The 13,122-nt window shown below is 35.3% G+C and carries 8 protein-coding genes; all 8 read left to right on the top strand.

The genetic code is table 11. The annotated features are described in order from the left end of the window. The first annotated feature begins 32 nt into the window (after window positions 1–32). The 8 genes from BN1354_RS01500 (at window position 33) to BN1354_RS01465 (ending at window position 13,120) form a co-directional block, all read left to right on the top strand. Window positions 33–917 carry an AraC family transcriptional regulator gene (locus tag BN1354_RS01500; RefSeq protein ID WP_053826024.1) on the top strand — a complete coding sequence of 295 codons (885 nt, stop codon included), beginning with the start codon at window positions 33–35 and terminating at the stop codon, window positions 915–917. Between the two features lie 29 nt (window positions 918–946). Beyond that, a complete protein-coding gene (locus BN1354_RS01495) occupies window positions 947–2,737 on the top strand; it encodes an alpha-L-rhamnosidase-related protein (RefSeq protein ID WP_231623058.1) in 1,791 nt (596 codons plus the stop codon). A gap of 161 nt (window positions 2,738–2,898) precedes the next feature. Then, window positions 2,899–3,741: a ChbG/HpnK family deacetylase gene (locus BN1354_RS01490; RefSeq protein WP_053826023.1), complete on the top strand. Its 843-nt coding sequence runs from the start codon at window positions 2,899–2,901 to the stop codon at window positions 3,739–3,741. Window positions 3,742–3,869: 128 nt separating this feature from the next. After that, window positions 3,870–4,751, top strand: a complete 882-nt coding sequence (locus BN1354_RS01485) for a PIG-L deacetylase family protein (protein ID WP_053826022.1) — start codon at window positions 3,870–3,872, stop codon at window positions 4,749–4,751. A 61-nt stretch (window positions 4,752–4,812) separates the two neighbouring features. Beyond that, on the top strand, window positions 4,813–7,530 hold the full coding sequence (locus BN1354_RS01480; protein WP_053826021.1) for an alpha-L-rhamnosidase: 2,718 nt from the start codon (window positions 4,813–4,815) through the stop codon (window positions 7,528–7,530). Window positions 7,531–7,580: 50 nt separating this feature from the next. After that, the gene (locus BN1354_RS01475; RefSeq protein ID WP_053826020.1) at window positions 7,581–8,951 is read left to right on the top strand and encodes a Gfo/Idh/MocA family protein; all 1,371 of its coding nucleotides are present in this window, start codon (window positions 7,581–7,583) and stop codon (window positions 8,949–8,951) included. Window positions 8,952–8,972: 21 nt separating this feature from the next. Further along, window positions 8,973–10,223: a tagaturonate epimerase family protein gene (locus BN1354_RS01470; RefSeq protein WP_053826019.1), complete on the top strand. Its 1,251-nt coding sequence runs from the start codon at window positions 8,973–8,975 to the stop codon at window positions 10,221–10,223. 131 nt (window positions 10,224–10,354) lie between these two features. Continuing rightward, window positions 10,355–13,120 carry an alpha-L-rhamnosidase gene (locus BN1354_RS01465; RefSeq protein ID WP_053826018.1) on the top strand — a complete coding sequence of 922 codons (2,766 nt, stop codon included), beginning with the start codon at window positions 10,355–10,357 and terminating at the stop codon, window positions 13,118–13,120. The last annotated feature ends 2 nt before the right edge of the window (window positions 13,121–13,122 follow it).

The raw sequence follows: 13,122 nt of genomic DNA, 5'->3' as shown, positions 1-13,122 counted from the left end.
TTAGAAACACAATAATGAATATCTGAAAAACAATGCGATATAACGATTTCGCTATAGATTTTAAATACTTGTTAGTCAGCGAAAGGGATCAAAAATTCGGACTGACAGTAAATACTGTTGGATTCCAACCAATTGCTCCTTACGCTGCATATCCATCAGCTGAGCACCCTAAAAGCTACTATTTCAATCCTGAAAAAGGCAGAATATTGTCTGAATATCAAATAGTTTATATTAGTAAAGGGAAAGGATTTTTCAAATCAGAATCAACAAAAAAAACCAATATAAGTAAAGGGCAGGTTATAATTCTTTTTCCGGGTCAATGGCACACCTACTGCCCTATGAGAGAAACCGGATGGAACGAATATTATATAGGTTTTGAAGGTGAAATAATCGACAACATTGTTGAAAACGGTTTTATATCGCCTCAAAATCAGATCCTTAATGTTGGTATAAACGAAGATTTGGTGCAACTCTTCTCAACAGCAATTAAAATTGCTAAAGAAGATAAAACGGCTGCGCAGCAAAATCTGGCCGGTTTAGTTTTTAATATATTTGGTAATATTCTATTTCTGGCACAAAATAAAAACTTCGAGATTAAAGATACTGCTCAAAAGATTGAGAGAGCTAAAGTTATAATGCTGGAAAACATTAATAAGGAAATTGATGCCAAAGAAATTGCTGAAAATCTGGGCATCAGTTATTCTCTTTTCAGGAAAACTTTTAAGGAATATACCGGGTATGCACCTGCTCAATACTTTCAGGAGCTAAAACTGAGAAAAGCAAAGGAGTTGCTGACAGAAACAACCATGCCTATTAAAGAGATTTCGTATGAACTGAATTTTAGTTCATACGAATACTTTTTGTCTTTTTTCAAAAAAAGGGTGAAATTTACACCTACTGAGTATAGGGAATTATGAACTATTGTATAGTATAAACTACTCTTCACATGATGCTAAAAATTCTTTTATCACCAATAGTTTTAATCTTATTCCTAATAACCTTTACGGGTAATTCGTATTCACAGAGCAGTTTAAACGATAAAGTTTTTTCTGGACAGCTTTTTAAAGATGAGATTACTCGTGCATACTTATATCCTTCAAAGATAATATGGCAATCTGACACTCTTGGTATGAATGTAATAAGCCCAGAGGTATTACTTAGTCCATATAAAGGACAACTAACAACCAGCAGCGAGGGGATGTCTGTTCTGAAATCGGACTCTAATATGATTGCGTCTGTATTGCTGGATTATGGTAAAGAGTTATATGGAGGGATAGAGATATCAGCAGGAATCAGAAGTGATAAAAATCCGGTTAAAGTTAGAATCAGACTTGGGGAATCCGTGACAGAGGCTATGAGTGATTGCATCGATAATAGCCACCCTGGCATGGGTTCAGCAACAAATGATCACTCATTACGTGATTACACACTCGAAATTCCCTGGCTGGGTACAGTTGAAATTGGGAACTCAGGCTTCCGGTTTGTTAGGATAGATTTAATTGATAAAGGTGCAGAGTTGCCGATACGTTCAATAAGAGCAATAGCACGCTTTCGTGATATTCCATATCTAGGCTCTTTTCACTCAAGTTCGGAAAGGTTGAATAAGATTTGGGAAACAGGTGCTTATACTGTTCACCTGAATATGCAGGAATACCTATGGGATGGAATAAAACGTGACCGCCTTGTATGGCTTGGTGATGTTCATCCTGAAGTAATGACAATTAATAATGTATTTGGAGATCAGGAAGTTGTAAGAAAAAGCCTTGATTTTGGACGAGATACTACTCCTCTTCCCGGATGGATGAATGGAATGTCTTCCTACTCTTTGTGGTGGATAATAACTCACAGAGATTTTTATCTCTATAATGGAGATCTTGAATATCTGAGGGAACAACAGCAATATTTAACCGGTTTAATTAATCAGATCAAGTCCAAAATTGACTCCACTGGAAAAGAGAACCTTGATGGAGGACGTTTTCTGGACTGGCCCACTTCTGAAAATCCAGAAGTTATTCATTCAGGGCTGCAGGCTTTAATGCTAATTACAATGAAAGCAGGTAAAGATATAGCTGAATGGCTAAACGATGATGAACTTGAAAAAACATGCATCGAATCTATAAGAAAACTTGAAAAACATACACCTTCGACTCATCAAAACAAACAAGCAGCTGCACTTCTTGCTATTGCAGGTATATTATCTTCGGAAGATGCATCAAATATATTGCTAAAAGGGGGAGCCAATAATTTTGCAACCTTTTATGGCTATTATATGCTTGAAGCTCTTGCATTAGATGGGAAATACAATGAGGCTATGCAGATTATCTCAGATTATTGGGGTGCCATGCTTGATCTGGGAGCAACAACTTTTTGGGAAAACTTCAACTATGATGAAAAACACAATGCAGTACCTATTGACCAACTACCCGATGAGTCTAAATTTAATATTCATTCTGATGGGGGCAACCATTGCTATATTGGACTAAGAGCTAGTCTGTGTCATGGTTGGGCATCAGGACCAACTTCATGGCTAACAAGGCATGTTTTAGGAATTCAGGTGATTGAACCGGGTTCTAAGGTTATTAGGATATCACCTAATCTTGGCGATCTGGATTTTGCTGAAGGATCCTTCCCTACTCCATTGGGTATTATCAAAGTTAAGCATGTAAAACAGGCTGGTGAGAAAATTGAAAGTGAGATTGAAGCACCTGAGGGGGTGATAATTAAAATTGATGATTAAATAATAAAGATTTGGACTGTGTAGATTGGTATGGTTATAAACTAGAAAATATTTGTTAAATCCTCTTCAGAAACATTGACAATAAAATACTTAATTACATCATAAAATAAATAGTAAATAACATGTTCTATTATTGTAGTAAAAAAACGAAAAGTACAATATTGACACTTTTAATTTTTATCTGTTCCACAACATCATTAATAAGTCAGAATACACGACTAATAGTAAGAGCAGATGATCTTGGTGCATCACGTTCAATTAATTTGGCAATTATAAAATCTTATAAGGAGGGAATCGTACGTTCAGCAGAGGTTATAGTGCCAGGTCCCTGGTTCGAAGAAGCTGTCAAATTGGCCAATGAGTATCCAAACCTGGATATAGGTGTACATATTACTTTAACAAGTGAATGGTCGAATATAAAATGGCGTCCTCTTACTAAAGTAGAAAGTATTACAGATGAAAACGGTTATTTCTTTCCATTTGTTTGGCCAAATGGGAGTTATCCGAGAGGTAGTATAATGGAGAATGATTGGAAAATTGATGAAATAGAAAGGGAAGTCAGAGCACAAATTGAGACAGCTATAAAACGTATACCACATGTCTCACATATTTCTACTCACATGGGTTGTCTTAGTTTTTCAGATGAAACTAATGAACTTTTATATAAGTTGGCAAAAGAATATAATCTTAATATAATTTCCAACCAAACTACTAATGTCATAAACTTTCCACGATGGAGTGGAAGTCAATTAAGCAAAGAACAGAAATTAAAGAATTTAACAAATAATATAAAATCATTAAATACTGGAGCTTATCTATTAATTGAACATCCTGCATTTGATGATACAGAGTCACAAGGTATGGGACACATCGGATATGAGAATGTTGCAGAAGATAGAGAGGGAGTCACATATTCTTTTACTCATGATGCCGTAAAGTCTGTTATAAAAGAAAAAAATATTGAATTAATATCATATAAAGATTTTTTTAGTAGTCAAAAATAGATAAGTAATTATTGTATTCTGATCTTGCTCTTTAATAAAGTGAAAAACATACCTTTATAAAGAAATTATGATGTTTTTTAGGTTATTTTTTGCATCTTTGACAAAATAAACTTGAAAATTAAAATCATATGAAACACTTATTGGTATTGATTCTGCTTTTTATCCCTTTTATCAAAGCATTTAGTCTGAATAACACATTTAATGATGAGGGCAAGATAAATGTTATAGTAATAGGTGCACACCCTGATGATGCTGACGGATCAACCGGGGGTACTGCAATTAAATTTGCTGAGCTTGGCCATAATGTTCTTTTTGTTTCATTAACCAATGGTGATGCAGGACACCAATCTATGGGTGGTGGTGTATTAGCAAAAAGACGAAGAACAGAAGCAGAAGAGGCAGCTAAAAGATTTGGAGTTAAATATGTTGTACTGGAAAACCACGACGGAGAACTTCTTCCTACTTTGGAATTAAGGAAGGATGTAATCAGGCTAATCCGGGAATGGAATGCTGATATTGTAATTGGTCCCAGACCTAATGATTATCATCCGGATCATAGAAATACAGCAACAGTAATACAGGATGCTGCTTATCTGGTTATTGTACCAAATGTTGTAACAGATACTCCTCCTTTAAAAAAGAATCCTGTTTTCCTTTATACACAGGATAGGTTTCAAAAGCCTTATCCCTTCCAACCTGATATTGCTATAGATATTTCTGATGTATTTGATAAAAAGATATATGGTATGGCTGCGCATGAATCACAATACTTCGACTGGCTTCCCTGGACAGTAGGAATTGAGGCGCCAACAGGAGAAAAAGAGAGATTAAAATGGCTCTCTTCTAATCGAGAGAGAGTAATTGCACCTTCTGTAAGACAGTCACTTATTAAATGGTATGGAGAAGAAACAGGTGCTAAGGTTACTCAAGCTGAAGCTTTCGAAATATGTGAATATGGCACCAGACCAAGTGATGAGGAGATAAAAAGATTATTTCCTATGATAAAGTAAATTTTTAAATTACATATAACATAAACTACTATTTTAAATTAATCTATTTAAGCTGATATTTATGAGTTGTTTTCTTAAGCCTATATCAATTGCAACGTTCTTATTAATTATTTTCTGTAATTTTTCAAATGGACAAAATCTAAATAAGAGCATTTCATTTAAACCCGTTGATCTTCAAACTGATTACCTCGAATCTCCTTTAGGAATTGATAATCCTAATCCCAGATTAAGATGGCGAATTGAAGATAATAGAGATGGTGCAAAACAGACAGCTTATAGATTGATTGTGGGTACTAATCCTGAAAAGGTTGATAACATTAGTGGAAATACACCAGTTTCTGGAAGTTATGATGGGATAAGCTGGGATACTGGAGTAATAAAGTCAGATAATCAGTTAATCAAGTATACTGGGGTAAATCTTTTGCCTTTTACCAAATATTACTGGAAAGTAATTATTTGGGATGATAATATGAATGTGAGTATTTCTGAGATCAGTAGATTCGAGACTGGTATGATGGATATGTCAAACTGGAATGGTAATTGGATAAGTGATGGAAGAGATATTCATTATAAACCTGCGCCTTATTTTCGTAAAAAATTTAAATCAGAAAAAGAGATTGAGTCTGCACGGGTATATATAGCAGTAGCAGGACTTTATGAATTATACATAAATGGGGAGAAGATAGGTAATCAACGATTGGACCCGATGTATACACGTTTTGATAGAAGAAATCTCTACGTTACACATGATGTTACTTCGCAATTGCAAAAAGGAGAAAATGCTATTGGAGTAATACTTGGCAACGGTTGGTATAACCATCAATCTCTCGGTGTATGGGATTTTGAAAGAGCTCCATGGAGAAACAGACCGGCTTTTTGTCTTGACTTACGAATTACATACACCGATGGAACTGTTGAAATTATACCAACCGATTTGAGCTGGGTTAAATCAGACAGCCCAGTTATTTTTAACAGCATTTACACTGCCGAGCATTATGATGCAAATCTTGAGAAGACTGGGTGGAGTGAACCAGGGTTTGATGATTCAAATTGGGAGGGAGTAAGACTGAGATCTGCACCTTCTACCAACATAACTGCACAGCAACTGAGACCAATCAGAAATGTAAAAATGCTTCCTGCGGTTGATTTCAAAAAAATAAACGATAGCACATATCTCTACGACTTTGGCCAGAATATGTCCGGAGTAACAAAAATAAATATCTCTGGCATAAAGGGTACAAAAGTAAAAATAAAACATGGTGAAAGGCTTGATAAATCTGGTCGGCTTGATTTAGCTAATATAAATGTTTATTACCGCGGTGATAATGATTCAGACCCATTTCAAACTGATGTGTTGATACTTAGCGGAGAGAGGGAAGATGAATTTATGGCTAAATTTAATTATAAAGGCTTTCGATATGCTGAAGTTACTGCAAATAATGCTATAGAGCTAAACAGTAAAAGTCTTACAGCATATTTTATGCATAGTGACGTCCCTCAAAGAGGCAAGATTGAAACTTCAAGTGAATTGATTAATCGTCTGTGGTGGGCTACTAACAATGCTTATTTATCCAATCTGATGGGTTATCCCACTGATTGTCCACAGCGTGAAAAGAATGGGTGGACGGGTGATGGTCATTTTGCAATAGAGACAGCTCTTTACAACTTTGATGGAATAACAATTTATGAGAAATGGATTGCTGATCACAGAGACGAACAGCAGCCTAATGGTGTTTTACCTGATATAATTCCAACAGGTGGATGGGGATATGGAACAGCTAACGGGCTTGACTGGACAAGTACTATAGCCATTATTCCATGGGAAATATACCGCTTCTATGGTGACAGTAAACTATTGTATGACAGTTATGAGAATATAAAGAGATATGTTAACTATGTAGATAGGACTAGCCCCGACGGACTAACCACTTGGGGAAGAGGTGACTGGGTTCCCGTTAAATCCAGATCTAATCTTGAGTTAACATCATCTGTTTACTTTTATGTAGACACCAAAATATTGGCAAATGCTGCAAAATTGTTTGGGAAAGAGAGTGATTACATCTATTATTCTACTTTAGCCGATAAGATTAAAAAAGCAATAAATGATAAGTTCCTAAATCGTGAAACGGGTATTTATGCAAGTGGAACTCAGACTGAACTTAGTGTTCCACTTCATTGGAAAGTTGTACCTGAAGAATTTATCCCTCTTGTTGCTTCCAATCTTGCAAAGAAGGTAGAAGAGGCAGACTATCACCTTGATGTTGGGGTATTAGGTGCTAAAGCTCTTTTAAATGCATTGAGCGAAAATGGGTTTTCTAATGTAGCTTATAAAGTAGCAGTACAAGACACCTACCCTTCTTGGGGCTGGTGGATTGTAAATGGAGCTACAACGCTTTTGGAGAACTGGGATCTTGAAGCAGAAAGAGATATCTCCGATAATCATATGATGTTTGGCGAAATTGGAGCCTGGTTCTTCAAAGGTTTGGGAGGCATTTATCCAGATGATAAACAGCCTGGGTTTAAACATATAAGACTGAGGCCTCACTTTGAAAAAGAGCTGGGGCAATTCAGGGCAGAATTTAATTCTCTGTTTGGTACTATTATTTCTGACTGGAGATGGGATGCTAACTATGTAGTATATAATGTTGTTGTGCCTCCAAATTGTAGCGCTACATTTTATTTGCCCGAAAATGCTAAAATTCAAGGTACTGACAGTAAAGGTCTTGACAAAATTGCTCTCGAGTCAGGAAGCTATACTTTTAAATTATCATTACCATAGAGGACTACAAATTATAATTAGAAATTAATCTGATTTAAATTATAAATAATATGAAAATCAAAAGTTCATCAATGTCCAGAAGAAATTTCCTTGCTGTATCAGGAGCAATTGCCGGAACTTCTGTTATTAACCGAAAATCTCAGTTGTTTGCTGCAAATGTTACTGCACTAAAACACTCTGCAGTCAAAACTAAATTAGCATTAGTAGGTTTAGGTGTAAGAGGAGTCGGAATGTGGGGAAAAGATGTATTGAAAGACTATTCTGATTATGCAGAATTTGTTGGTTTTTGTGATCACAATCCAGGCAGGTTAGAAGTTGGAAGTAAAATGATTGGATCAGATTGTCCTACATACACCGATTTTGAAAAAATGATGCTTGAAACCAAGCCTGATGTTCTGATTATTACTACTGATGATAATACACATGATTATTTTGCAAAAAAAGGTATGGAGATGGGGGCTGATATAATATGTGAGAAGCCAATGGCAATTGATGAAAAGAAAATTCAAACTATTATTGATGCTGAAAAGAGAACTGGTAAGAACTTCAGAGTGACTTTCAACTATCGCTATTCACCACATAGAGCCAAAATGTGGGAGATTCTTCGTGCAGGAGAAATTGGAGAACTGACCTCAATTGATTTTCACTGGTATCTTGACACCTCTCATGGAGCAGACTATTTCAGAAGATGGCATAGGTTAAGAGAGAAGAGCGGATCACTTTTGGTCCACAAGGCAAGTCATCATTTTGATCTTCTTAACTGGTGGATAGATAGTGATCCTGAAAGTGTTTATGCATTAGGAGACTTAAATTTTTATGGTAAGAAAGGTACATTCAGAGCTGAAAACTGTAGAAATTGTAATCATACAAAAGTGTGTAATTTCTATTATGATATCATGAAGAATGAAACCAACAAAAGGTTATATGTTGATAATGAAAAATATGATGGATATTTTCGTGATGGATGTGTATTCAGAAATGATGTGAACATTTTTGATAAAATGGCTGCAACCATTAAATATATGAATGGGGTTCAAGTTTCATACTCTTTGACTGCCTACTCTCCCTATGAGGGATACAGAATTGCATTTAATGGTACAAAAGGCAGAATGGATGCATGGATTCAGGAATCTAACCCTACTACTGAAGTAAATTTTGATGAAATAGTTTTGTACAAAAATTTTAGTAAAAGAGAATATATACGAATTGAGCAAGGTAGTGGGCATGGTGGTGGAGACAAACTATTGAGAGATCAAATTTTTATCCCCGGTACAAAGGATCCATTAAAACAAACAGCAGGGGTAAGAGATGGTGCTTTGGCGTGCTTGATTGGTATTGCTGCCAGAAAGAGTATTGATTCTAAAGAAATAGTATACATAAAAGATCTCACTACTATAAATCCTAATATTAATAAGATATAGTAGTTCAATAGATAACCTTCTATGATAAAATTAGGAAAATATAGTTTCGGTGTTGGTGATCGTTTTACATTTCAGGGGAAAGCACAACTTGCGGCAATTATTAGTGCAGCTGAGGAAGGATTAGAGATAACACCTGTATGGAACAAGTCAAACAGGGAGCATATATATGTAGGCACTACTTCGGCTGACACTCGTAAAGAAGCTGATGAAGCAGTAAAAGCACTGAAGTATAGAGGAAGATATTTTGTAGATGCAGATCATATAAATAAAGATACTGTTTCAAATTATGTAGATACTTCAGATTTTTTCACTCTTGATGTAGCAAATTATATTGGGAAAGAATGTGCTAAAAAGGAAATTGATCTTTTTGTTGAGTCCTGCAGAAAGTATATCGGGCAATTGAATATTCCCGGAATTAAATATCCATTAAGTATTACAAAAGAGCTTTTACATGAAATAGGTCGTAAATTTCTTATTGCAACGCAACAAGCATCAGAAATATATGCATACCTGGAAAAAGAAAAAGGTAAAGGGAACTTCATTACAGAGGTTTCAATGGATGAGGTTGACTCACCTCAAACTCCTATAGAGTTGTTGTTCATATTAAAAATGTTAGCAGATAAGTGCGTTTTTGTTCAAACTATTGCTCCCAAATTTACAGGCAGATTTAATAAGGGCATAGATTACTCTGGGAATCTTGAACAGTTTTCAAAAGAATTTGAAGAGGATATTCTGATAATCGATTATGCTATAAAAGAGTTCGGTTTACCTTATGATCTTAAACTCAGCGTTCATTCAGGTAGTGATAAGTTCTCAATTTACCCTATCATCCAAAGCATATTAATTAAATATAACAAAGGATTACATGTTAAAACTGCAGGAACAACCTGGCTCGAAGAGATTATTGGATTATCTGTTGCTGGTGGTGGTGGCCTTAAAATTGCTAAAAAGATATATGAGAACGCATTTAATCGCCGCGAAGAACTTTGTACTCCCTATGCAGATGTTATTGATATTGATCCTAACTTTCTGCCTTCAGTTAAGGAAGTAAATGGTTGGTCTGGTGAAAAGTTTTCCGATACACTACGTCATATTCCTGATCATCCGGAATATAATCCGAACTTCAGGCAGCTTATTCATGTGGCTTACCCAGTAGCTGCACAAATGGGTGATGAATTCCGTGATCTACTTATAAAACATGCTGATATAATTGGAGCAGGTGTTAAAGAGAATATTTATGAAAGGCACCTAAAGAAGTTGTTTTACAAATAGAAGTTTTTTCTATCATAATCATAAGTATTTAAATCATTTAATGTAGTAAAACATTATACAAATTACTTATTATTGTTATTTTAGAGGGTGTAATTAGCTGAAAATAAAAAGTATAATTAAATTAAATACGAATGAAAAACTATAAGTTACAACATAATTATAAAATTATTGTCATCTTAACAACAATATTTGTCACTTTGAGTTGCAATTCAAATCGATTGATTTACGTTCAGAATCTAAGATGTGAACATTTAGCTAACCCATTGGGAATTAATAGCAGGCAACCTAGATTCAGTTGGATAAACATATCTGATCAACAGGGTTCAGCCCAAACATCGTATCAAATAATAGTTGCATCTGAAAAAGATATTTTAACTGAGGATAAGAATGATTATTGGAATTCCGGAAAAGTCAATTCTTCTCAAAACCATCTAATTACCTACAAAGGGAAAGATCTAAAGTCGGGTCAGATACTATATTGGAAAGTAAGAGTATGGGATCAAAATGATAATGTATCTGAATGGAGTGAACCGTCAAGATTGAGCATTGGTCTTCTCACTCCACAAGATTGGAAAGCTTCATATATTGGATTTATTGATAGTAATATAACTGAAAACAGATCAAATATAAACTCAGAAACCGGTAGTCAGGTATTAAATGGATTTAATCTTACCCCTCAATTTAGAAAACAGTTCTCAGTAATTGCTCCAGATAAAAAAGAGACATATTTACTTCATATAAACTCACTTGGATATCATGAAGTATACCTCAACGGTAAACAAGTGAGCGATAATGTTTTATCACCCGCCGTTTCACAGTTTAATAAACGTTCGCTGATAAACACATATGATGTAACTGAATTTATAAAATCGGGGCAAAATGACATTATTGTTTGGTTAGGGAGTGGTTGGTACACAGACGGGTTACCAGGTGTTACAGCTAGTGGACCGGCATTTAAGGCTCAATTAGATAAAGTATCAAATAAAACAATCAGTAATGTTATAGTTACAGATGAAACATGGACAGCCCGTAATAGTGAATATGAGAGAATCGGCAATTGGAGGTCTGGCAGATATGGAGGAGAAATAATTAATGGAAACCTTGAAACAAGAAATCTTTTTCTTGAATCCCCTGATGAGTTAGTTTGGAACAAAGTATCTCTTGTTGATATCCCAGTACATGAAGTAACTCCTCAGATGACAGAGCCCAACAGAATAAAAGATACAATTAGCCCAATTTCTGCAGTAAGGTTATCTGAAAATACTTATTTAATTGATATGGGAACTACCATTTCAGGATGGTTTGAAATCACATTTCCAGAATTGGAAAAGAACCAGGAAATAATAATGGAATTCTCAGATCACTTGACTAATGATGGTGAAATATATTGGCAGGGACAGATTGACAAATATATTGCTTCAGGCAGTGGTACTGAACATTTTATAAACAAGTTCAACTATCATGGTTTCCGTTATGTGAAAATTACAAATCTTAATCAGGAGCCTAAATTATCAGATATAAAGGCTCATTTTATACATACCGACTTTGAATCTACTTCTTCGTTCATATCCTCTGATGAAGATCTGAATCAAATTCATGATATGATTTCATATACTCTACGTAATGTTGGTTTAGGCGGTTATCTGGTTGATTGCCCTCAAATTGAAAGACTGGGTTATGGTGGTGATGGTAATGCTTCTACTATTACAGCTCAAACAATGTTTAATCTAGCACCTATGTATAACAATTGGATACAAGCATGGGGAGATGTAATTAGAGAAGATGGAGGCATGCCTCATACAGCGCCTAATCCTTATAGTGCCGGAGGTGGTCCATACTGGTGTGGGTTTATAATTTCAGCTTCATGGAATACATATAAAAATTATGCTGATAAGAGGATATTAGAGAAATATTACCCTGTAATGTTAAAATGGCTGGAGTATGTTGACAGATATTGTATAGATGGGCTACTTAAAAAATGGCCAAATACAGACTACAGAAACTGGTATCTAGGAGATTGGGCTACTCCTGAGGGTGTTGGTGATCCTAACCATTTGGATGAAGCATCTGTGGATTTAGTGAGTAATTGCTATTTATCAGTATGTTTAAATCAAATGGAAGAGATTGCCTCAGTACTGGGTAAAGAAGAGGATAAGAAAAAATTTTCAGAAAAGAAGGCTGAATTAAACAGAAAAATTCATGAGAATTTTTACAATGCTGCAGATGGGTATTATGCAACAGGCTCTCAGATCGATATAATATTTCCTATGCTTTGTGGAGCTGCTCCTGAAGAATTACATGAAAACTTAATTGAGATACTTGTTAAAAGGACAGCTGAGAAGTTCAATGGACACCTTAATACAGGTTTGGTGGGAATCCCTGTGATGATGGAACGGGCAGCAACTGCTAATAAACCAAATTTTGTTTACTCAATGTTAAAAAAGAAATCTTATCCCGGATATCTTTATATGATTGAGAATGGGGCAACTACTACATGGGAGCATTGGAATGGCAATAGAAGTAGAATTCACAATTGTTTTAATGGCGTTGGACAGTGGTTCTATCAGGTTGTTGGAGGTATACGTATAGTAGATAATATCCCAGCGTATAAGAAATTCTTAATTGACCCTCAAATTCCTGAAGGTGTTACATGGGCAAAAACTTCACAGATGACTCCATATGGTATGATTGAAGTCAATTGGGAACTTTTTGAGACAAGAATGCAACTGGATGTAAAAGTTCCTGTTGGAGCAACTGGAATATTGCAGATTCCTGAATATACTTCTGAGGTGATAGTTAACAGTGAAATTATATTTTCTCGTTCACTGGGCGTTTCAAATCCTGTAGATCAATTTGAACTGAGTTCCGGTAACCACACTATTGAATTCAGGTTTTAAAT

Origin of the sequence: Lascolabacillus massiliensis, from assembly GCF_001282625.1 — a bacterium.
Classification (GTDB): domain Bacteria; phylum Bacteroidota; class Bacteroidia; order Bacteroidales; family Dysgonomonadaceae; genus Proteiniphilum; species Proteiniphilum massiliensis.
Note: the sequence above shows the minus strand (reverse complement) of the source record. Positions and strands in the feature narration are given on the sequence as shown.

Coding starts and splice junctions, on each gene's coding strand:
- BN1354_RS01485 (WP_053826022.1), top strand. CDS start 3,870: ATGAAACACTTATTGGTATTGATTCTGCTTTTTATCCCTTTTATCAAA.
- BN1354_RS01465 (WP_053826018.1), top strand. CDS start 10,355: ATGAAAAACTATAAGTTACAACATAATTATAAAATTATTGTCATCTTA.
- BN1354_RS01480 (WP_053826021.1), top strand. CDS start 4,813: ATGAGTTGTTTTCTTAAGCCTATATCAATTGCAACGTTCTTATTAATT.
- BN1354_RS01475 (WP_053826020.1), top strand. CDS start 7,581: ATGAAAATCAAAAGTTCATCAATGTCCAGAAGAAATTTCCTTGCTGTA.
- BN1354_RS01495 (WP_231623058.1), top strand. CDS start 947: ATGATGCTAAAAATTCTTTTATCACCAATAGTTTTAATCTTATTCCTA.
- BN1354_RS01470 (WP_053826019.1), top strand. CDS start 8,973: ATGATAAAATTAGGAAAATATAGTTTCGGTGTTGGTGATCGTTTTACA.
- BN1354_RS01500 (WP_053826024.1), top strand. CDS start 33: ATGCGATATAACGATTTCGCTATAGATTTTAAATACTTGTTAGTCAGC.